We start from the raw sequence: 21,673 nt of genomic DNA on the forward strand, positions 1-21,673 counted from the left end.
ACGGGCGTCCCGCCCGCGAAGGAGACGAGACCATGACCATCACCATCGATCGACCGACCACGCATGAGCCGAAGCCGGCGCGCACGGCGCCCGCCTTCCAGACGGTGCAGCCGCACCTCGAGGTGACCGCGCCGTTCGGCGAGCGGTACGACGAGATCCTCACGCCCGAGGCGCTGCAGTTCCTCGCCCGGCTGCACGACCGGTTCGCCGGCACGCGGCACGAGCTGCTCGCCGAGCGCCTCCAGACCCGGGTCGACGCCGCCAACGGCCGCGACCCGAAGTTCCTCCCCGAGACCGAGTGGATCCGCGACGACGCCTCCTGGCGCGTCGCGGGTGCCGGCCCCGGCCTCGAGGACCGTCGCGTCGAGATCACCGGCCCCACCGACCGCAAGATGGCGATCAACGCGCTGAACTCCGGCGCCAAGGTGTGGCTCGCCGACCACGAGGATGCCACGAGCCCGACCTGGGCGAACGTCATCGAGGGCCAGCTCAGCCTGTTCGACTTCCTGCGCGGCGACCTCGAGTACACGAGCCCGGAGGGCAAGGAGTACCGGATCACGGCGACCGAGACGCCGACCATCGTGTTCCGTCCGCGCGGCTGGCACCTCGTCGAGAAGCACCTGCGGTTCCACGACCGCGCCGGCCGGGCGATGCACGCGTCGGGCTCGCTCGTCGACTTCGGGCTGTACTTCTTCCACAACGCCCGGAAGCTCATCGAGCAGGGTCGCGGCCCGTACTTCTACCTGCCGAAGCTCGAGTCGCACCGCGAGGCGAAGCTCTGGAACGACATCTTCGTCTTCGCGCAGGACGAGCTCGGCATCCCGCAGGGCACCGTCCGCGCGACCGTGCTCATCGAGACGATCCAGGCCGCGTTCCAGATGGACGAGATCCTCTACGAGCTGCGAGACCACTGCGCGGGCCTCAACGCCGGCCGCTGGGACTACATCTTCTCGATCGTGAAGACGTTCCGCTCGCGCGGTCGCCGCTGGGTGATGCCCGATCGCAAGTCGATCACCATGACGGTGCCGTTCATGCGGGCGTACACCGAACTGCTCGTGCAGACCTGCCACAAGCGGGGCGCGCACGCGATCGGCGGCATGAGCGCGTTCATCCCGAACCGCCGCGACCCCGAGGTCACCGAGCGCGCGCTCGCCGCGGTGTCGGCCGACAAGCGCCGCGAGGCGACCGACGGCTTCGACGGCACGTGGGTCGCGCACCCCGACCTCATCCCCACGGCTCGCGCCGAGTTCGACGCGGTGCTGGGGGAGCGGCCGAACCAGGTCGACCGCCTCCGCGACGACGTCGAGGTGACGGCGGCGCAGCTGCTCGACATCCCGTCGGGCGGCGGCGAGGTCACCGAGGCGGGTGTGTACGACAACATCTCGATCACCATCCGGTACATCGAGTCGTGGCTCCGAGGGACCGGCGCCGCGGCGATCGACAACCTGATGGAGGACGCCGCGACCGCGGAGATCTCGCGTTCGCAGGTGTGGCAGTGGCTGCACGACAACACGGTCACCGCCGAGGGCACGCGCATCGACCAGACGTCGATCGTGCGGATCATGGCGAAGGCCGTGGCCGACCTGCCCCGCTTCGAGGGCGACCGGTTCGACGACGCGATCTCGGTGTTCCGGTCGGTCGCGCTCGAGCCGGAGTTCCCGACGTTCCTGACGGTCGGGGCGTACGCCCGGTTCTTCTGACGGTCGAGACGAGCGGATGCCGCGGGGCCCTGCCCCCGCGGCATCCGCTTCGCTGCGCCGGGGCGGAGCATAGGCGCCCGGACGGGGGACCACCACCCGATGGCCGCGCCTCGCCCACGGGCGTAGCGTGCTCGCACGCCGTGACGGAGGGAGCAGGACATGTGGTTCGACTCGTGGGGAGATGTCGCCCGGGTGCTGCTGGTGGGAGCGGCGGCGTACGTGACGCTCGTGATCGTGCTGCGGATATCGGGGAAGCGGACGCTCGGCCAGCTCAACGCGTTCGATTTCATCGTCACCGTCGCGCTCGGGTCGACATTGGCGACGATCCTGCTGTCGTCGGACGTGTCGTTCATCGAGGGGGCCGCCGCCCTCGCGCTGCTCGCCCTGCTCCAGCTCGTCGTGGCGTTCGCCTCATCTCGATCCGAGCGGCTCAGGGAGACGGTGACCGCCTCGCCGACGCTCGTGGTGTGGGACGGCGAGCTCGATCGTCGCGCGCTCGAGCGCAACCGACTGGCGGAGTCGGAGATCCTGCAGGCGGTCCGTGGGTCGGGATCGGGCGGATTGGACGAGATCGCCGCGGTGGTGCTCGAGACCAACGGGACGCTCAGCGTGATCAGCCGATCGAAGCTCGGCGATGCGTCGGCGCTCGGCAGCCTGCGGCCGGAATCCTCCGCGTGAGCGGGGTCGACGTCACCGCAGCGGGACGCCGACGTCGCTTCCCCCCTCGGGGGTGAGGCGCGAACCCATCTTCACGAGCGTGGGCGCGGGGACGAACCCGCCGGCGAACAGCGCCTCGCCCTGGCGGAACCACGGGGACATCGCCAGCAGCCCGGCCGGTGCGACGCCGAAGTACGACCCGAGCTGGGCGAGGTCGCCGGGCGAGCTCATCTTCATCACGGCGAGGTTGTCGCACTGCGAGATGATCCCCGGGTGGATCTTCGACGGGCGCTGCGTCGACAGCAGCAGCCACAGCCCGTACTTGCGGCCCTCCGCCGCGATCTGGATGATCCGCTCGCGCACCGCGACGGCGAGCGGCGTCACGAGGTCGGGTGAGCAGAGGTTGTGCGCCTCGTCGATCACGAGCAGCACGGGGCGGCGCTCCGCGCGCCGCGCCCACAGGTCGTCGAGCACCGAGATCGCGACCGACAGGTGCTGGTCGGGCGTCGAGAAGCCGCCGAGGTCGAGCACCGTGGCATCCGGCCGCTCGGCGACGATCTCGTTCACGGGCGTGCGCGGCCCCGCCCACACCTCCCAGTCGAGCATGCCGAGGTTCTCGATGCGCGTCGCGAGCGCCTGCCGGCCCGGGTCGTCGGAGGCGCGCAGCTCGCCGAGCAGCGCGTCCTTGTCGAGCGCGGTCGCCACCTCGTCGGAGTGCAGCAGCGTGTTGAACTCGCGCGCGTCCGCCACGGGGTCGAGCCGCAGGATCGCGGCCTTCGCCTCGATCGGCAGCGAGCGGAAGTGCACGAGGAGCGGGTCGGGCCCGTTGGGGCGCAGCACGCGCACGTTGCGCGAGGCGAGCGCCGCGGCATCCGGCCCGCTCACGCCCTCGCGCAGCTCGCCGAGCCGCACGAAGTCGGAGTTCGGGTCGAACACGACGATCGGCAGGGCCGTGTGGGCGAGCAGCTGCTCGAGCACCACGCCGAGCGCGTAGGTCTTGCCCGAGCCGGACTGCCCGCACCAGAACGTGTGCCGGTTGAAGCGCGTGCCGATGAGCTTCGCCGGCCCCGGCGAGGCCAGCATCGAGCCGATCTCGAGCGCCGCGTGCGAGGCGCGGTGCAGGGCGTCGACGGATGCCGCATCCGCGGGCTTCACGTGCGCGTTGCGGAACGGCGCATCCGACCGCTGGTCGAGCTCGCCGTCGTCGCCGAGCACGCCGAGCACGCGTCCCACCTCGGCGCCGTCGGGCGACGCCGCCTCGACGAGGCCGAGCCACGCGCCATCCGTCGTCTCGAGCCGGACGAGCGTGCCCGTGGGCGCGCCCTCACCCGCGCTCGTCGTGAACGACCGACCATCGACCGACGCCGCCAGCACTTCCGACATCCGAACCCCCTCCGCTCGGGCGGTGCCCCGTCGACCGCCGGATGACGACACCTTCTCACGCGAGTCGCCGGGCGTCGAGGGCGATTCTCGCGCCCGCTGCCGCGCGGCCCTGCCGTTCGCGCCCGCCGCCCGGTAGCGTCGCAGGCGTGAACGTACGCACCCGCCGCGCGGCGCCCGCAGACGCCGAGGCGCTCGCGCGGCTCGCCGCCGTGACGTTCCCGCTCGCCTGTCCGCCCTCGACCACGGCCGAGTCGATCGCCGACTTCATCGCCGGGCACCTGACCGAACCGCACTTCGCCGAGTACCTCGCCGATCCCGACCGCACCCTGTACGTCGCCGAACCCGACGACTCGCCGGCGGGGGTCGCGCTCGCCGCGTCCGAGGCGGTGGTCGCGACCGGCGGGCTCATCGGCTGGTCGATGCTGGTGTCGACGCCGGGCGGCGTCCCGGCCGATGCGGATGCCGCGGCATCCGTCACCGCGCGACCCGCGATCGAGCTCAGCAAGATGTACGTGCACCCCGCGGTGCACGGCGCGGGCGTCGCCGGCGCCCTCATGGAGACCACCCTCGACGCCGCCGCCCGCGCCGCGGCATCCGTCGTCTGGCTCGGCGTGAACCAGGAGAACCGGCGCGCCATCCGCTTCTACGAGAAGCAGGGGTTCGAGGTCGTCGGCACGAAGCGGTTCCGGGTGGGCGATCGACTGGAGCACGACTACGTGCTCGAGCGACCCCTCGCCGAGGACGCGCCGCCCGCGACCGGACCGATCAGCGTGCTGCCTTGACCTGCTCGTACGCGGCGAGGGCCGCGTCGCGGGTGGCCTTGAGGTCGACGATCGGCTCCGGGTAGTCGTCGGTGCCGTACTCGGGCACCCACCGGCCCACGTAGGCGCCGTCGGGGTCGAATTTCTCGCGCTGCAGCTCGGGGTTGAAGATGCGGAAGTACGGTGCGGCATCCGCCCCGGAGCCCGCGACCCACTGCCAGCCGAACGGGTTGTTGGCGTGGTCGGCGTCGACGAGGGTGTCCCAGAACCACTCCTCGCCGCGGCGCCAGTCGATGAGCAGGTTCTTGATGAGGAACGACGCCGAGATCATGCGGGCGCGGTTGTGCATGACGCCCGTGTGCCAGAGCTCGCGCATGGCGGCGTCGACGACCGGCACTCCGGTGCGTCCCCGTTCCCACGCGGTGAGCGCGGACGGCTTCAGCCGCGGCCACGGGAACGCGTCGAACTCGCTGCGCCAGCTCTTGGTGGCCAGGTCGGGGAAGTGGAACAGGATGTGCCACGCGAACTCCCGCCAGCCGACCTCGGAGAGGAACTTGCGGGCGCCCTCGGTGCCGGCGGCGCGCTCGCGGGTGGCGTGCCAGACCTGGTGCGGGCTCAGTTCGCCCCAGCGCAGCCGCGGCGACAGTCGGCTCGTCACCTGCCGGTCGAGCCGGTCGCGACCCTTCGCGTAGTCGCCGAGGTCGTCGTCGAGGAACTCCTGCAGTCGCGCGTGCGCGGCGGCCTCGCCGGGCTCCCAGGTGTCGCGGATGCCGCCCGCCCAGTCGGGTTTCGTGGGCAGCAGTGCCCACTCGTCGAGGTCGTCGCTCGCCGGGCCGCCGCGTCCGTGCGCGCCGCCGACGCCGGTGAGGTCGCCGGGCGACGGGGCGGGCAGCGGATGCCGCGGCTCGTCGGCCGCGAGGCACGCCTTCCAGAACGGGGTGAACACCGAGAACGGGGTGTCCGAGCCGGTGCGGATCGTCCACGGCTCGAACAGCAGCGACCCGGCGAAGCTGCGTACCTCGAGGCCCGCTTCGGCGAGGGACGACTTCAGGTCGGTGTCGATCTCGCGCTCGGCGCCGCCGTAGCGACGGTTCCAGAACGCGGCGCCCGCCCCGGTCTCGTCGACGAGCGAGCGGATGACGCGTCCCGCCGGCCCGCGCCGCAGCACGAGCTTCACGTCCAGCTCGCGCAGGTCGTCGGCGAGGGACGCGAGCGAGTGGTGCAGCCACCAGCGCGCCGCGCCGCCGAGCGGACGGATCCCGGACGACTCCTCGTCGAGCACGTACACCGCCACGACGGGTTCGCCGCGCTCGACCGCCGCGTGCAGCGCCGGGTGGTCGGCCACCCGCAGGTCGTCGCGGAACCAGACGATGGACGGCGCGGCGCTCATGGCTCGACGCTAGCCGAGCCGCCCCGCCTGCTCGCTGGGCGTTCACTGGAGATACGCCGGACGTGGATGGTCGCTTCGCCGGGCGCATTCCGACCGATCGCGTCCGCCGCGGAACCCGGGTTTCAGGGGATTTCCCCAGCCGAACGCCGCGCGTGCCGCCCTAGGCTGCGACCACCGGGGGAGTCGGGAGGGAACGCATGCGCGCGCTGTTCGGGGTCCTGAGGCTGCTGGTCGCGGCCGCGATCGTGGTGGCCGTCGTCGGCCAGTTCGTCGTGTCGTGGGGCATGGTTCCCGACCGAGCGGCGTTCGTCGTGAACTTCTTCAGCTTCTTCACCATCCTCTCGAACGTCCTCGCGGCGGTGCTCCTGGCGGTCGGCGCGTGGATCGCGTTCACCCGCCCGGAGGATCCGGGGTGGTTCAACCTCGTGCGCGCCTGCGCGGTGACCTACATGACCACCACGTTCGTCGTCTACAACCTGCTGCTCCGCCAGATCTCCCTCGACCAGGCCACCACGGTGCCGTGGTCGAACGAGATCCTGCACGTGTGGGCGCCGCTGTACGTGCTGCTCGACTGGGTGCTCGCGCCGGGGCGGCATCCCATCCCGTGGCAGCGGCTCTGGACGATCGCGCTGTTCCCGCTCGTCTGGGTCGTCTACACCCTGGTCCGCGGTCCGATCGCCGGCTGGTACCCGTACCCGTTCCTCAACCCGGCGCAGGAGGCGGGGTACGGCGGGGTCGCGGTGTACGTCATCGCCATCGCCGCGTTCATCCTGCTCGTCGGGGCCGGCATACTCGCGCTGAGTCGCACGCCCTGGCCGCGCGCGGTCGCTCCGCGGGGACCCCGCGGGGCGGTCGGCGACGACCGGTCCGAGCCGGTCACGACCCGCTGAGCCACCGGCCGACCGCGTCGCGCAGGGCGGCGGTCTGCGCCGCCGGTCCGTCGTCGCGCGCCGGCACCCGCACGAGCGGCGAGCCCAGTGCGCCCGCCCACCGCTCGGCGAGCGCGAACGGGTGCACCGGGTCGCGCGGCGCGCCGACCACGAGCGAACGGATGCCGCGGCCGGCGAGCCCGTCGAGCTCGGACTCGGCGCCGAAGGCGCGGTTGCGCGGGATCTCGACGAGGCGGATGGCCCGGCGGGCGGCATCCGTCGACGTGAACTGCGACAGGAGGCCGCGCCCGCCCGCGGGCGACTCGCGTGCGACCCGCAGGTAGGGCTCGGTCCGGCGGAACCGCTCGGCGCCGTCGCGGGGTCCGGACTCGCGCAGCAGCTCGCCGATCACGGGGAAGGCGCGCAGGTGCTCGGGGAGAGACCGGTCGTCGAACGCGGGGCGCACGAACACCACGCGCTCGACCGGGAGCAGTCCGCGCAGGCAGATCCGCAGCCCGATGGCGGCGCCCATCGAGATGCCGACGATGGTCGCCGGCTCGTCGGCCCCGACCGCGTGGCGCGCGACGGCGGCGACCTCGTCGGCCAGCCGGTCGAGCGCGAAGTCGGCCGGTTCGCCGACGACCGCCGACGCGCCGTGCGCACGGACGTCGGGCGCGACGACGTCGCTCGCGGGCACGCCGAGCCCGTCGAGCACCGGCCCGACCAGGTCGAGCGGCTGGGTGCGGTCGGCGCCGAGCCCGTGCAGGAGCACGAACCTCACGCGAGCGGCCCCGGACGGTAGAAGGAGCGGTCGGGCGATTCGCGGAAGCCGCCCGCCTCGACGGCACCCGGCTGCGGCCGGATCGCCTCGAGGAGCAGGTTCGCGAGGCGCACGAGCATCGCGACCTGGTTCTCGTCGCGATCGACCCAGCGGCATTGCGGGTCGCCGATCGGCACGAACCCGTCGTGCTGCTCCCACACCACGAGCGTGCGCTCCGCGCCGAGCACGTACTGCTGCCACCACACCTGGCGCAGGTAGCTGCGGGGGATCCCGCGCCACGGCTTCGACGTGGTCTTGATCTCGCACAGCTCGAGCGCGCCGTTCGGCGCCACGCGCAGTCCGTCGGGCGTCGCGAGGTGACGACGCTCGGCCTCGGCGTGGAACAGCAGCGCCGACGGAGCCAGCCCGTGCTCGCGCAGCACCCACGAGGCGATCACCGGTTCGCGCTCGCGCCCGTGATCGGTGAAGCGGCTGCCGCCGAATCCGCGGCCGCGCGTGCCGTACAGCTTCTCGTTCGCCGCAGCGCGCACGGATGCCGCAGACGCGAGCTTCGCGGCATCCGTCGCCGTCACGCCTCGCGAGCGGGCCCGCAGCCAGGCCACCCGGTCGCCCGCATCGGCGACCACGCGCTGCTCGTGCGGATGCCGCTGCGGCGCGAGCGTCGCGGCGCGCATCTCACCGCCCTCGAGGTCGAAGAGGGCGAACGGCTGGGTCACCCCACCACGGTACCCCCGGCCGCCGTCGTCCGGCGTCGCGAGGACCGCGCGCCGGTCAGTACCACTTCGCGAAGGACTGGTACTGCGAGAAGCCCGCATGCGCGTCGACGGTGCCCGGGGTCCAGTAGCCGTGCGACAACCAGCCGTACGAGTACTGGAAGTGCCCCATCGACCCCTTCCACGGCGCGGACGCGGCCGGGTGGCACATGTAGCCGCAGTACCCGGTGACCATGGCGCCGAACGCCCGCCCGGACTGCGCGTGGCCGACCGACGAGTACTGGCTGCCCGGCATCCCGAGGTCGTTGCGGCCCAGTGCGTCGTACACCGCCTTGTGGTCGGCGCTCGTGTTGGCGTAGCCCGTGCCCGCGTCGTTGTAGAACGCGGCGCCGACGACGTCGCCCTCGACCTCGGTCGGGAAGCGGTCGACCAGTCCGCGCGTGGTCTGGATCGCCCACAGCACCTCGTCGGGCAGCAGCGCTCCCATGTCGAAGGACACGAACGCGGCATCCGCCCCCACCGAGAGGTCGAAGTAGTCGGCCGGTTCGACCGCACCGGACGACGACCGTCGCTGCGGGATCGGCAGCTCGCGTCCGCCGAGCGAGACGGGGCCGCCGGTCAACCGCTGCCACGAACCGACCGGTCCGACGTCCGTGCCGTCCATGAAGACCCGCCAGCTGTCCATGCGGTGCTTGATGCACCGGTCGGAGTACTGCACCCCGGTCGGCTGCGGCTGCGGCAGGTACTGCTGGTTCATCCACTGGTTGTTCACCGGCTGGCCCGTGCAGAAGCCGCTCGATTCGCCCGTCGTCAGGACGATCACCACGTCGTACCGGCGAGGATCGGGCTGGCCGAGGAGCGACCACGCCGCGAAGTCGTCGTCGGGGTGGGCCACGACGGTGTAGCGGATGACGCGGCCGTCGTCGGGCAGCCACCAGGACACCCGCCGGGCGGCGTCCAGCGTCGCGCGCGGCGGCACGTCGACCCCGTCGACGAGGAGCAGCGGACTCGCCGAGGCGCCCGCGACGGCGCCCGCGCCGAGGCCGTCGGGGAATGCCAGGCCGGAGGCGAGCACCACCCGGCTGGTCGTCGGCGTGAAGAAGCGATCCGCGATGGCCGCGGCCGTCGCGTACCGGTCGGCGCCGGCCACGCGCACCACCTGGCCGCCGGTGAGCGAGCGGATGCGGGAGGCCACCGTGTCGCTCACGACGCCCGTGCCGCCGGCGATGTACACGACGGGCGGTCGCAGGCGCGCGAGCTCGGTCTCGGTGGCCTTGGGCACGGAGTTGGCGGAGACGAGGAGCGTCGGGGCGTCCTGCTGGGCGGCGGCCGGACCGGCACCGAGGGCGTCGGGGAAGTCGTTGCCGCTGACGACGAACGCGGCCGGCGGACGGCTGGGGAAGAAGCGCTTCGAGAGCGCCGCCGCGGTGGCGTACCGGTCGGCGCCCGCGAGGCGCTCGACCGCGGCGGCCGGCACGGCCTGCTGCACGGCCGACGCGACGCCCGCGCTGACGGCACCGGTGCCGCCCACGATCCAGATGTTCTTCGGCGCGAGCCGGGCCAGTTCGCCGGCGACGCCCGCGGGCAGCGCGGTGGCTCTCGTCAGCAGCACCGGGCCGCCACGGTCACCCGCGACGGTGGCCGCCGAGAGGCCGTCCGGGAAGGTCTCGCCGCCGGCGATGAACACGTCGGACGCGCCGGCGGTGAAGTGCAGCGAACTGAGGGCGATCGCCGTGGCGTAGCGGTCGGCGCCGCCCGCCCGCTGCGCCGTGCGATCGGTGACCGACGCCGTCGTGTTCAGCGTGGCCGCGCGCACCGAGCCGGTGCCGCCGGCGGCGAGCGCCGTGCCGACGATGCGGTTGGTGACGGGGGCCGCCTGGATCCCGGCCTCGAGTGACCGGTCGACGTCGGTCGGAGCCCGGAGTTCCTCGAGCACCTCGCTCGGCTCCTCGGGCGGGCCCTGGTCGCGCGGCGGGTCGTCGGGCCGGCCGGGCGGCTCGGGGGGCCGTGGCACCGAGGTGGCCCGCGGATCCGGTTCGGGCTTCGGGGTGGCCGCTGCCGGGGCTGCGGCGAGGCCCGCCGTGATGAACGTCGCCGCGGCGATCGTGGCGATCCAGCGCCTCATGGTTCCGCCCTCCACCGCACGGGCGGGAGCGTCGACGGGGTGCGCCTCCGCCGCTCCCGTGGGTCCGGGGCTCGGGTCGCTCCGGCCGGGCGCGGTCCTGCGACGCTACTCGCCGCCGACGGGCGGGGGCAGTCCCCAAGTCGCGGGGTATGTGCGGCGTTCGCCGTGCCGCGACGACGACGTGCGCGTCGCTACTTGACGGCGCGGAGGCCGGCGCCGCCCGCGGACTGGGCGATCATCGCCTCGATGTTGGCGGGGGAGAGGGAGTGGTGGATGGCGAGCATCGTCGCGCCGTGGACGGCCGCGTCGGCGCCCGTCTGGGAGAGCGTGATGTGCAGCGCCTCGGTGGCGAGCGGCATCGAGCGGCGATACACGACTTCGCGCACGCCGGCGATGAGGTGCTCGCCGGCCTCGGCCATCGCGCCGCCCAGCACGATCACCGACGGATTCATGAGGCTGACGCACGTGGTGAGGACCTCGCCGACGTCGCGCCCGGCCTGTCGGACCGCCTGGATGGCGTTGACGTTGCCGTTCTTGACGAGGTCGACGACGTCGCGGGAGTTCTGGGCGGGGATGCCGGCTGCGGTGAGCGATCGCGCGATCGCGCTGCCCGAGGCGAGCGCCTCGAGGCATCCGAAGTTGCCGCAGTTGCAGGCGATCTCGGCGCCGCGGGAGACGTAGACGTGCCCGATGTCGCCGGCGGTGCCCTGCGCGCCGCGCTGCAGGAAGCCGCCGGAGATGACGCCCGCGCCGATGCCCGTCGCGATCTTGACGAACAGGAGGTGGTCGACGTCGGGCCAGGCGCGCTCGCGCTCGCCGAGGGCCATGATGTTGACGTCGTTGTCGACGAGCACGGGCACGTCGAGCTCCTGCCGGATCCACCCCGCCACGTCGAAGCGGTCCCACCCCGGCATGATCGGCGGGTTGATCGGACGGCCCGTGCTGAACTCGACGGGGCCCGGCAGGCCGATGCCGATGGCGAGCAGGTCGTCGATGCGGCGTCCGGCGCGCTGGATCAGCTCGCGGGATGCGGCGATCGCCGCGTCGAGGACGACGCGCGGACCCTCGGCGACCGCGATCGTCGAGTTGGTCTCCTCGAGCATGCGGCCCGTGATGTCGCTCAGCGCGGCCCGCACGTGCGAGGCGCCGATGTCGATGCCGATCACGTACCGGTCGCTCGCCGTGATGGCGAAGAGGGAGGACGGCCGGCCGCCGGTCGACGCGGCCTCGCCGACCGGGCCGACGAGGCCCAGGTCGGTGAGCGCGTCGATGCGCATGGCGACGGTCGTGCGCGCGAGTCCGGTGATCGCGGCGAGTTCGCTGCGGGTGCGCGGCTGCCCGTCGCGGAGGATCTGGAACAGATCGCTCATCGCCGTGGACCCCAGCGCATTCACGTGGGGCCGCACGTCGCCCGGACTTCTGTCATTCATATGCCGATTCTCCCATATGCGGTGGCGGAACTCCCATGACTTCGCATGCGGTTGCCGGGTTCGGGCCCATCCGGGCCCGGTCTAGTGCGATCGTGTGTTCTGCCCGGAGAAGCGCTGCTGGAGCAGCACCGCCACCACGATGATCACGCCCTTCGCCACCGCCTGGACCGAGGTGGAGAGGTTGTTCTGCGTGAACACGTTCGTGAGCGTCGCGAAGATGAGCACGCCGAACACCGTGCCGGTGATCGTGCCCCGGCCACCCGCGAGGAGCGTGCCGCCGACGACGACCGCGGCGATCGCGTCCAGCTCGTAGAGCGTGCCGTGCGTCGACGTGCCCGCCGTGGTGCGGCCGAGGATCATGATGGCCGCGATGCCGGCGGTGAGCCCCGCGAGCGCGTAGAGGTACATGGTGTGGCGCCGGACCGCGACGCCGGCAAGGCGCGCCGCCTCGCGGTTGCCGCCGACCGCGACGGTGCGGCGGCCGAAGGTCGTGCGGTTCAGGAGGATCCAGCCGGCGCCGGCGACGAGGATGAAGATCCAGATGAGCATGTCGATGCCGAGCAGGTCGAGGTTCATGAACTTCTGGAACTCGGGCACGCGCACGACCTGGGTCTGGCGGTTGGCGAGGATCTCGGCGAGACCGCGCGCGGCGACGAGCATCGCGAGGGTCGCCATGAACGCCACGACCTTGCCGTACGCGATGACGAAGCCGTTGATGAAGCCCGCGGCCAGGCCGACGGCGAGGGCGACGAAGACCATGACGACCCAGGTCGAGCTCTCCGCCGCGGCCTGCACGGCCGAGAGGGTGGCCACGACCGAGGCGAGCCCCATGACCGAGCCGACCGACAGGTCGATGCCGCCGCCGATGATCACGAACGTCATGCCGATCGAGATGACCCCGATGATCGAGGCGAGCCGCAGGATGACGAGGATGTTGTCGATCGCGGTGAACCGGTCGCCGGCCGTGATCGCGCCCACCGCGAAGAGCGCGGCGAGGGCGAGGATGAGGCCGAGGTTGCGGCCGACGGAGCCGCTGAGGAGGGCGCGGGCGTCGAAGCGACGCGACGCCGGGGCGGCCGTCTCGCTCGCGGGTGCGGGCTCGGCGGGGGTGATGGTCTGCTGCTCGCTCACGCGGCGGTTCCTTCCATGATGAGGTCGAGCACGCGGTGCTCGTCGATCTGATCTGCCTGCACGGTGCTGAGCACCCGCCCGTCGGCGATGACGAGCACGGTGTCGGCGAGGCCGAGCACCTCCTCGATCTCGCTCGAGACGATGACGACGGCGTCGCCGTTCGCCGCGAGCCGGCGAATGAGCGCGTAGATCTCGGCGCGCGCCCCGACGTCGACGCCGCGGGTGGGCTCGTCGAGCAGCAGCACCGAGGTGCGGTTGACGAGCCAGCGGGCCAGCAGGATCTTCTGCTGGTTGCCGCCCGAGAGGGTCCGGGCGGGACGGTCCGGATCGGCGGGCCGGAGCTGCAGCGCCGAGATCTGCTCGGTCGCCACGCGCCGCTCCGCCTTCTCGTTGACGAACCCGCCGCGGGCGTAGCGGGCGAACGACGAGAGCGTCACGTTCTGGTAGATGGGCTCGTCGAGCAGCAGGCCCTGGCTCTTGCGCTCCTCGGGCGAGAGCCCGATGCCCGAGCGCACGGCGTCGCGGACGGAGCCGCGGCGGAGCTGGCGGCCCTTCACGCGGACCGTGCCGGAGGTGGCGCGTCGCGCGCCGTAGACGGTCTCGAGGATCTCGGAACGGCCGGAGCCGACGAGCCCGGCGAGCCCGACGATCTCACCGGCCCGGACCGTGAAGCTCACATCCTGGAAGACGCCGTCCAGCCCGAGGTCGCGCACGTCGAGGAGGACCTCGGCGTCGCCGGGGACGGGGACGGCGGGCGGGAAGACGTTGGCCACCGACCGTCCCGTCATGAGGCGGATGAGCTCGGACGTGGGGGTGTCGCCGACGGGGAGTCCGTTCGCCGTGCTCCGTCCGTCCTTCAGCACGGAGATGCGGTCGCCGATCTCGCGGATCTCCTCGAGGCGGTGGGTGATATAGACGACGGCGATCCCGGCGGCGGTGAGCTCCCGCACGACGCGGAAGAGGTTCTTGACCTCCTCGCTGTCGAGCACCGCGGAGGGCTCGTCCATGATGATGAGCTTCGTGTCGTGCGACAGGGCGCGGGCCATGCTCACGATCTGCTTGTTCGCCGCGCTCAGCGACCCCACCTCGCGCGTGGGCGGGAGGGTGCCGTGGCCGAGGCGCTCGAGCAGTCGGCGTGCGCGCGCGTTGGCCTCGCCCGACCGCGTGAACCCGCCGACGGCGAGCTCGTGGCCGAGGAAGATGTTCTCGGCGACGGTGAGCCCGTCGACGACGTCGAGCTCCTGGTACATCGTCGCGATGCCGAGGTCGATGGCGTCCTGCGGGGAGGAGAGCGCCACCTCCTCGCCGTTCCAGACGATGGTTCCGGAATCGGGGGCGTGCACGCCCGCGAGCGTCTTGATCAGGGTGGACTTGCCCGCGCCGTTCTGGCCGAGGATGCAGTGCACCTCGCCCGCGACGATCTCGAGGTCGACGCCCTTGAGCGCCTGAACGCCTGAGAAGGCCTTCGAGATGCCGCTCATGCGGAGTAATGCCGGAGAATGGTCGTCTTTGATCACTCGCACAGCATAACTGCAACTCGCGATGACGCAAGCCCTCGGGGCTTCCGATGACGCATCTGGCCCGTGTTCGAGGGGCACGGAGCGATCCGGGCCCTCGTGGCACTTTTGCCGATTTCCAAACATAAGTTGCGCACGAGCCGCGATCTTCTGTTACGCTCGCCGCACGTCAGCGTGGACTCGGTTCGTGGGTGCGACACACCCCCGGCGGATGGGGTCCATCTGGCGGCGATGCGTCACATCCAATGAGAGGACAACAACAATGAGTGTCACGCGCACTTCCCGCGCCCGCACCCTGGTCATGGCGGGCGCCTCGCTCGCCGTCGCCGGTCTGCTGGCCGGCTGCACCGCCGGCGGCTCGGAGTCCGCCGTCGTGGAGAACAAGGGCTCGGCCGAGCAGAACGCGGAGGCAGGCGACACGGTCGTCATCGGCTTCTCGGGTCCCGCCGCCGACCACGGGTGGCTGGGCGCCATCAACTCGGCCGCGATCGCCGCCGCCGAGAGCTACCCCGACGTCGAGCTGCGCGTCGCCGAGGGCACTAACGACGCCAACCTCCAGATCAGCCAGGTCGAGACGTTCGTCAACGAGGGCGTCGACGCGATCGTGCTGCTGCCCACCGACGGCGCCGCGCTCACCGAGGCCGCGACCAAGGCCATGGAGGCCGGCATCCCGGTCATCAACGTCGACCGCGAGTTCTCGTCGCCCGCCGCCGCGCGCGCCACGATCCTCGGTGACAACTACGGCATGGGCGTCTCGGCCGGCAGCTACATCTGCGAGCGCCTGGGCGACCAGCCCGACGCCGTGGTCGCCGAGATCGCGGGCATCGACTCGCTGCCGCTGACGCAGGACCGCTCGCGCGGCTTCGCCGACGCGCTCTCCGAGTGCGGCCTCGAGGTGAACAACCGCGTCGCAGCGGACTTCACCATCCAGGGCGGCGAGGCGGTCACCTCGCAGCTGCTCTCGGCCGCTCCGCAGATCGACGCGATCTGGAACCACGACGACGACCAGGGCGTCGGCGTCCTCGCGGCGATCGACGCCGCCGGACGCGACGAGTTCTTCATGGTCGGCGGCGCGGGCAGCGCGAACGCGATGCGCGCGATCGAGTCCGGCGACTCGGTCCTCGAGGCGACCGTGATCTACCCGTCGACGCAGGCCGCCGACGGCATCGCGCTCGCGCGCCTCATCGCGCAGTCGAAGACCATGGGCGACCTGTACACGCCGAGCGTTCCCTACCGCATCGTGCTCGACGCGCCGGTCGTCACGAAGGACAACGTCGACGACTACATCGACTTCGCATTCGAGTCCTGACCCGATCCACAGGCTGGGCGCCCGGCAGGGCGCCCAGCCTTCCCTACACCTGAAAGGCGGCTTCGATCCGCATGCGTGAACTGCTCCGCGTCGCGATGGTGGGCAACGGCTTCATGGGGGCCGCCCACTCGCAGGGATGGCGCGTCGCCCCGAGATTCTTCGACCTCCCCGTCCAGCCCTCCATGGACGTCCTCGTCGGTCGCAACCCGCAGAGCGTGCAGGCCGCAGCCGAGAAGTGGGGATGGCGCGAATCGTCGACGGACTGGCGCGAGGTCGTCGAACGCGACGACATCGACGTCGTCGACATCGTCACCCCCGGCGACAGTCACGCGGAGATCGCGATCGCCGCCCTCGAGGCGGGCAAGCACGTGCTCTGCGAGAAGCCGCTCGCCAACTCGTCCGCCGAGGCCGAGGGCATGACCCGGGTCGCCGAAGCGGCCGCCGAGCGCGGCATCCGCTCGATGCTCGGCTTCACCTATCGTCGCGTGCCCGCGACGGCGTTCGCCCGGCGCCTCATCGCCGACGGGCGGATCGGCGAGGTGCGGCACGTCCGCGCCTCGTACCTGCAGGACTGGCTGATCGATCCGGCGAGCCCCATGACGTGGCGCCTGCAGAAGGACCGGGCGGGCTCGGGCGCGCTCGGCGACATCGGCGCGCACGCGGTCGACCTCGCCGAGTACATGACGGGCCTCCAGCTCGGCCGGGTCTCGGGCGTGCTCGAGACCTTCGTGCGCCAGCGCCCGATCGGCGGATCCTCGTCGGGCGCGATCGCCGCGGCGTCGTCCGGTACGCCCTCGGCCGAATACGGCGAGGTGACCGTCGACGACGTGGCCTTCTTCCACGGCCGATTCGACTCGGGTGCGCTGGGCACCTTCGAGGCGTCCCGCATGGCCACGGGGCGCAAGAACGCCCTTCGGGTGGAGGTGTCCGGGTCGACCGGCGCGATCGCGTTCGACCTCGAGGACCTCAACGCGCTGGAGTTCTACGACGCCACCGACGCGGCCGGTGAGCAGGGCTTCCGCAAGATCATCGTCACCGAGCCGGAGCACCCCTGGGTGTCGGCGTGGTGGCCCGCCGGCCACATGCTCGGGTACGAGCACGGCTTCGCCAACCAGGCCAAGGACTTCGTCGACGCGATCGCCGCCGGGCAGTCGCCGAGCCCGTCCTTCGCGGACGGGCTGCACGTGCAGCGCGTCCTCGACGCGGTCGAGCGCAGCTCGGAGGGTGACGGCGCGTGGGTGGAGGTCGTCGGCGGCGAGGGCTGATCCGGACCCGCCGACGCTCGGACCGGCGCGATGGGGCGCCGGGGAGAGGAGGCTCGCATGCCGCTCGGGCAGCGTGAGCGCAGCGACATCGCCGACGCCGACGCACCGGCGCTGGGGGAGCTCGTGGAGCGCGCCGTGGGGCGCGTGCCCGCATCGGTCTCCGCCACCTGGCGGCGTCTGCGCGCCACGCCGGCGGGCGCCGAGGCGGGCGAGCTCGTCGCGGCCGTCGCCGTGCAAGGCGGTGGCAAGCACCTGCGGGCCCGGCTCGCGTGCGCCACGTACCTGGGCCTGGGCGGCACGTCCGAGGCGGTCTGCGACGCACTGGGCAGCGCGGTGCAGCTGCTGCACCTCGGGCTCTGCATCCACGACGACCTCATCGACGGCGACGACCGCCGTCACGGTCGGTCCAACGTGGTCGGAACGGTGCGGGCCGCGCGGGCGGCCGACGGCGATCCCCCGGGGGTCGCCGAACGGCAGGCGTCGGCGGCGGGCCTGCTCGCGGGCGACCTCGCGATCGGGGCGAGCGTTCGAGCGCTCGCGGGGGCGGCGCTGCCGCCTGGCATCCGTTCGGATCTCGCGCTCGAACTGCTGGACGCGCTCGACGAGACCATCGCGGGGGAGTGGCTCGACGTGCGCGGCGAGCAGCAGCCCGTCGACGAGGCCCGGCCGGTCCGCACGGCCGAGCTCAAGACGGCGAGGTACAGCGTGGTCCTGCCGCTGCGGCTGGGGGCGATCGCGTCGGGTGGGGCGGATGCCGCGATACTGGCCGGGTTGACGGCGTACGGGCGTCACCTCGGCGTGGCCTACCAGTTGAAGGACGACGAGCTGGCCGTGTTCGGCGATCCGGCGCGGACCGGCAAGTCCGTCTCGTCCGATCTGCGCGGCGGCAAGCGGACCGCCCTCCTGCAGTTCGCGCTCGACTCGGCGGATCCGGCGGCCCGGCGCGTGCTCGACCGCGACGTCGGCCGGGCGGACCTGCCGGACGCGGGCGTCGAGCGGATCCGGGTGATCCTCCGCGAGTGCGGGGCGCTGGAGGCGCACCGCGACTTGATCGTGGAGCACGCGGCGGCGGCGGTCTCGGCGCTCGAGTCGGCCCGCCTGCCGGTCGAGCTGCACGGCTACCTGCAGGTGATCGCCCGGGCGGTCCCGGGCCGGTCGTCGTGACTTTCGATGACGGAACATCGGGTTTGCGCACTTCATGCGCAACTTGTGTTTGACCAAGGATGCAAGCTCCGCTAGCGTCGGACCGGCGGCCCAGGGCCGCCGCGGCTCGGCGCAACGGTGCAGACGGGAACGGAGAGGTTCGACGATGAACGAAGGACGTACGGGGATCTGGTTCGTCGGCGCGCGCGGCAGTGTCGCGACGACCGCGGCCATCGGGCTCGCCGCGCTGGTCGAGGGGCGGATCCGTCCGGTCGGCCTGACCACCGCCGCCCCCGACTTCGACGACGTCGCGCTGCCCGCGTTCGCCGATCTCGTCGTCGGCGGCCACGACGTCGACGAGACCCCGCTCCTCGAGCGTGCTCGTCGCCTCGCGGCCGGCGGCATGATCGCCCCCGCGACCGTCGAGGCGGTCGCGGCGCGCCTCGACGCCATCGACGGCGAGATCCGGCTGGTCCCGCGCGAGGCGCGCGGCTCCCAGCGGCGCGAGATCGGGCTGCGCGCCGACGACATCCGGTCCTTCCGCGAGCGCCACGGCCTGCGCCGCGTCGTCGTCATCGACGTCGCCTCCACCGAGCCCCTGCCCGCCGACCGGCCGGAATTCCACGACCGCGCCGCACTCGACGCCGCGCTCGACGAGGCGGGCCGCGACCTGCTGCCCTCCAGCACCCTGTCGGCGCTCGCCGCGCTCGAGGCGGGGTCGCCCTACGCGTGCTTCACCCCGTCGATCTCGCTCGGCATCCCCGCGCTGCAGGACGCCGCGGCCGAGGCCGGCGTGCCCATCGCCGGACAGGACGGCAAGACCGGCGAGACCCTGCTCCGCACGGTGCTCGCGCCCATGTTCGCGTCCCGCGGCATGCGCGTGCTCTCGTGGGCGGGCGCGAACCTGCTGGGCGGCGGCGACGGCGCCACGCTCGCCGACCCCGCCGCGGTGCAGTCCAAGCTCGCGTCGAAGAACCGCGGCCTGCACGACCTGCTCGGCCACGACGTGGTCACGCCGCTGCACATCGACAACGTCCCCGACCTCGGCGACGTCAAGACCGCGTGGGACCACGTGCACGCCGAAGGCTTCCTCGACACGCGCATCACCCTGCAGACCACCTGGACCGCCTACGACTCGACGCTCGCCGCGCCGCTCGTCATCGACCTCGCGCGCCTGCTCTCGCTCGCCGAGGAGGCCGGTCTCGTCGGGCCCGTCCCCGAACTCGGCTACTTCTTCAAGGACCCGTGGGGCAGCGACGTGCACGCGTTCGCGCGCCAGGCCGACGAGCTCGTCTCGTGGGCGCTGCGCACCGCCGTACGGAGGAACGCGACGCAGGCGGCCTGACGTGGACCTCCGCTCGTTCCTGCAGCTCGTGCGTGCGCCCGCCGGCCTCACGGTCGTCGGCGATGCGACGGCGGGCATGGCCTCGGCCGGCCGGACGGGGCTCGTGCCGCGGCTCGGGCTGCCCGTGGCATCCGTGCTGCTCTACTGGGGCGGCATGGCGCTGAACGACGCGGCCGACGCCGAGCTCGACCGGGTCGAACGGCCCGAGCGGCCGATCCCCTCGGGGCGGATCAGCCGTCGCGGCGCAGTGGGCGTCGCGGGAGCGCTCACGGTCGCGGGCCTCGCGGTGGCGGGACTCACGGGCGGACGGTCCTCGCTCGCCGTGGCCGTGCCGCTCGCCGCCTCCGTGTGGACGTACGATCTCGTCGCCAAGCGCGGCTGGACCGGGCCGCTCGTGATGGGGGCCTGTCGCGGCCTCGACGTGCTGCTCGGCGCCGGACGCGACGGCGCCGCCGCGGCGGCACGGCCGGCGCTGGTGATGGCCGGGCACACGGCGAGCGTCACCACGTTGTCGCGCGGCGAGGTGCACGGCGCCGAGCCCGCGACCGCCGCCGTCGCGGCCGCCACGACCCTCGCTGCCGGGGTCGCCGCGGTGCGGCCCGAGCCGACCGCGGCGGGGCTGGTCTCGATCGTCGCGGCGCTGCGGTACGCGGTGCCCACCCTCCGGGCCCAGGCGGACGCGGTCGCCGACCCGTCGGCACCCGTCGTCCGCTCGGCCACGCGCCGCGGCATCCTCGCCATGGTGCCCCTGCAGGCGGCGCTCACCGCGCGGGCCGGCCGTCCGGTCGACGCCCTCGTGCTGCTCGGCATCGACGCGCTCGGGGTCGTGCTCGGCCGCCGCGCGAAGGGGCGCGAGATCACATGAACGCCACCGCGGCACCGGCCCGCCCCGTGCTCGGGTACGGCACGAACGGCTTCGCCGACCATCCGCTCGACGCCGCGCTCGACGTCATGCAGGCGCACGGCTACCGTGCCGTGGCGCTCACGCTCGGCCACCCCCACTTCGACGTCGTCGCCGACGGATGGCTCGACCGGGCGATCGCGCTGCGCGTCGACCTTCGGCGCCGGGGCCTGCGCGTGGTCGTCGAGACCGGCGGGCGTTACGTGCTCGACCCGTTCCGCAAGCACCGGCCGAACCTGCTCGACGACGACGCCGATGCCGCGGTGCGCGTGGCCTTCCTCGTGCGCGCCGTCGAGGTCGCCGCCGTGCTGGACGCCGAGTGCGTGTCGCTGTGGGCTGGGGTGCGTCCCGAGGGGCTGGCGACGGATGCCGCGTGGGACCGCCTCGTGCGACGCCTGCGGCCCGTCGTCGAAGCCGCCCGCGAGCACGGCGTGCGCCTCGGGTTCGAGCCGGAACCCGGGATGCTCGTCGAGACCGTGGCCGACGCCCTGCGCCTGCGGGCCGCGCTCGGCGACCCGCCGGAGTTCGGCCTCACGGTCGACCTCGGCCACTGCGAGGTCGTCGAGCCGGACGGGGTCGCGGGGGCGCTCCGTGCCGCGGGCGACCTGCTCGTGAACGTGCAGGTCGACGACATGCTCCCACACGCGCACGAGCACCTCGAGCTCGGCACCGGAAGCCTCGACCTCGACCTCGCGTTCCGCACGCTCGCCGACCTCGGCTACGCGGGCGTGGCCGCGGTCGAACTGCCGCGGCACTCGCACGCGGCACCCCGCTGCGCCGAGGAGAGCATGGCGCGGCTGACCGACGTCATGGAGAGGATCGGACGATGACCGGCACCGACGGCATGGAAGCGCGCTACCGCGACGGCGACACGGAGCAGCGCATCGCGGTGCTCGAGGACCTGAACCGGCACGCGTACGACGGCGCCCTCGCCGATGACGAGCGCGAGGCGGGCCTCGGGCTCGTCCGCGACGCCCTGCGCGCCAACGACCCGCGCCTCGTGTCGGCGGCGATGGGCGCCTTCGCCGGGCGCCACCTCGGCGACCACGACTGGCGGCACGGCGTCATGAAGCTCGTGTTCATGGAGGTGCCGCTGACCACGGTCGACCGCCTGGTCGACCGGCGCGACGCCGAGCTGTCGCGCATGGCCGCCGACCTCGCCGAGGAGCGCGAGGCGGCCGGTCGCCCCGTCCCCGACGACCTGCGGTCGCTGCTGCCGCCGGTCGGCGCCGCACGAGAGGAAGGCCGCTGAG

19 protein-coding genes are annotated in these 21,673 nt (G+C 72.9%); 11 read left to right on the forward strand and 8 right to left on the reverse strand.

Translation table 11 applies throughout. The features are described 5' to 3' along the window. Positions 1-32: 32 nt before the first annotated feature. Positions 33-1,700: a malate synthase A gene (aceB, locus tag RH861_RS03750; RefSeq protein ID WP_310519813.1), complete on the forward strand. Its 1,668-nt coding sequence runs from the start codon at positions 33-35 to the stop codon at positions 1,698-1,700. Positions 1,701-1,859: 159 nt separating this feature from the next. After that, on the forward strand, positions 1,860-2,378 hold the full coding sequence (locus RH861_RS03755) for a DUF421 domain-containing protein (protein WP_310519814.1): 519 nt from the start codon (positions 1,860-1,862) through the stop codon (positions 2,376-2,378). Positions 2,379-2,390: 12 nt separating this feature from the next. Here the strand turns inward: RH861_RS03755 and RH861_RS03760 are convergent, their stop codons facing one another. Then, positions 2,391-3,740: an ATP-binding protein gene (locus RH861_RS03760; protein ID WP_310519815.1), complete on the reverse strand. Its 1,350-nt coding sequence runs from the start codon at positions 3,738-3,740 to the stop codon at positions 2,391-2,393. Positions 3,741-3,886: 146 nt separating this feature from the next. On the opposite strand from RH861_RS03760, the gene RH861_RS03765 reads away from it, so the two are divergent. Continuing rightward, positions 3,887-4,522, forward strand: coding sequence for a GNAT family N-acetyltransferase (locus RH861_RS03765; RefSeq protein WP_310519816.1), 636 nt, complete (start codon positions 3,887-3,889; stop codon positions 4,520-4,522). Here RH861_RS03765 and RH861_RS03770 read toward each other — a convergent pair. Then, the gene (locus RH861_RS03770; protein WP_310519817.1) at positions 4,506-5,891 is read right to left on the reverse strand and encodes a cryptochrome/photolyase family protein; all 1,386 of its coding nucleotides are present in this window, start codon (positions 5,889-5,891) and stop codon (positions 4,506-4,508) included. The two genes, RH861_RS03765 and RH861_RS03770, sit on opposite strands and share 17 nt — an antisense overlap. 197 nt (positions 5,892-6,088) lie before the next feature. Here RH861_RS03770 and RH861_RS03775 point away from each other — a divergent pair, with 197 nt between their 5' ends. Continuing rightward, positions 6,089-6,781 (forward strand): Pr6Pr family membrane protein, encoded by a 693-nt coding sequence (locus tag RH861_RS03775; protein WP_310519818.1) that lies wholly within the window; start codon positions 6,089-6,091, stop codon positions 6,779-6,781. Here the strand turns inward: RH861_RS03775 and RH861_RS03780 are convergent. The 6 genes from RH861_RS03780 to RH861_RS03805 form a co-directional block, all read right to left on the reverse strand. Beyond that, entirely contained in the window at positions 6,768-7,541 is a 774-nt protein-coding gene (locus RH861_RS03780; RefSeq protein WP_310519819.1) for an alpha/beta fold hydrolase, read from the reverse strand. The genes RH861_RS03775 and RH861_RS03780 overlap by 14 nt on opposite strands. Continuing rightward, positions 7,538-8,215, reverse strand: coding sequence for a YqaJ viral recombinase family protein (locus RH861_RS03785; protein ID WP_082847358.1), 678 nt, complete (start codon positions 8,213-8,215; stop codon positions 7,538-7,540). Before RH861_RS03785 ends, RH861_RS03780 begins: the two co-directional genes overlap by 4 nt. 97 nt (positions 8,216-8,312) lie before the next feature. Then, positions 8,313-10,379, reverse strand: a complete 2,067-nt coding sequence (locus tag RH861_RS03790; RefSeq protein WP_310519820.1) for a cell wall-binding repeat-containing protein — start codon at positions 10,377-10,379, stop codon at positions 8,313-8,315. Positions 10,380-10,570: 191 nt separating this feature from the next. Then, positions 10,571-11,749 (reverse strand): ROK family transcriptional regulator, encoded by a 1,179-nt coding sequence (locus RH861_RS03795; protein ID WP_067950682.1) that lies wholly within the window; start codon positions 11,747-11,749, stop codon positions 10,571-10,573. A gap of 141 nt (positions 11,750-11,890) precedes the next feature. Further along, the gene (locus RH861_RS03800; RefSeq protein WP_310519821.1) at positions 11,891-12,940 is read right to left on the reverse strand and encodes an ABC transporter permease; all 1,050 of its coding nucleotides are present in this window, start codon (positions 12,938-12,940) and stop codon (positions 11,891-11,893) included. Next, on the reverse strand, positions 12,937-14,421 hold the full coding sequence (locus tag RH861_RS03805) for a sugar ABC transporter ATP-binding protein (RefSeq protein ID WP_310519822.1): 1,485 nt from the start codon (positions 14,419-14,421) through the stop codon (positions 12,937-12,939). Before RH861_RS03805 ends, RH861_RS03800 begins: the two co-directional genes overlap by 4 nt. Positions 14,422-14,719: 298 nt before the next feature. Here RH861_RS03805 and RH861_RS03810 point away from each other — a divergent pair, with 298 nt between their 5' ends. From RH861_RS03810 to RH861_RS03840, 7 genes are all read left to right on the forward strand, one after another. Beyond that, positions 14,720-15,766 (forward strand): substrate-binding domain-containing protein, encoded by a 1,047-nt coding sequence (locus RH861_RS03810; protein WP_067950678.1) that lies wholly within the window; start codon positions 14,720-14,722, stop codon positions 15,764-15,766. A gap of 71 nt (positions 15,767-15,837) precedes the next feature. Next, the gene (locus RH861_RS03815) at positions 15,838-17,031 is read left to right on the forward strand and encodes a Gfo/Idh/MocA family protein (RefSeq protein ID WP_310519823.1); all 1,194 of its coding nucleotides are present in this window, start codon (positions 15,838-15,840) and stop codon (positions 17,029-17,031) included. A 57-nt stretch (positions 17,032-17,088) separates the two neighbouring features. Continuing rightward, the gene (locus RH861_RS03820; protein WP_310519824.1) at positions 17,089-18,195 is read left to right on the forward strand and encodes a polyprenyl synthetase family protein; all 1,107 of its coding nucleotides are present in this window, start codon (positions 17,089-17,091) and stop codon (positions 18,193-18,195) included. A 145-nt stretch (positions 18,196-18,340) separates the two neighbouring features. Further along, a complete protein-coding gene (locus RH861_RS03825; RefSeq protein ID WP_310519825.1) occupies positions 18,341-19,519 on the forward strand; it encodes an inositol-3-phosphate synthase in 1,179 nt (392 codons plus the stop codon). A gap of 1 nt (position 19,520) precedes the next feature. Further along, positions 19,521-20,384, forward strand: a complete 864-nt coding sequence (locus tag RH861_RS03830; RefSeq protein ID WP_310519826.1) for an SCO3242 family prenyltransferase — start codon at positions 19,521-19,523, stop codon at positions 20,382-20,384. Then, complete coding sequence (locus RH861_RS03835) at positions 20,381-21,250, forward strand: sugar phosphate isomerase/epimerase family protein (protein WP_310519827.1); 870 nt, start codon at positions 20,381-20,383, stop codon at positions 21,248-21,250. Before RH861_RS03830 ends, RH861_RS03835 begins: the two co-directional genes overlap by 4 nt. After that, positions 21,247-21,672, forward strand: coding sequence for an EboA domain-containing protein (locus tag RH861_RS03840; protein ID WP_310519828.1), 426 nt, complete (start codon positions 21,247-21,249; stop codon positions 21,670-21,672). Before RH861_RS03835 ends, RH861_RS03840 begins: the two co-directional genes overlap by 4 nt. Position 21,673 lies beyond the last annotated feature (1 nt).

Source organism: Agromyces indicus (genome assembly GCF_031432295.1).
Lineage (GTDB): Bacteria > Actinomycetota > Actinomycetes > Actinomycetales > Microbacteriaceae > Agromyces > Agromyces indicus.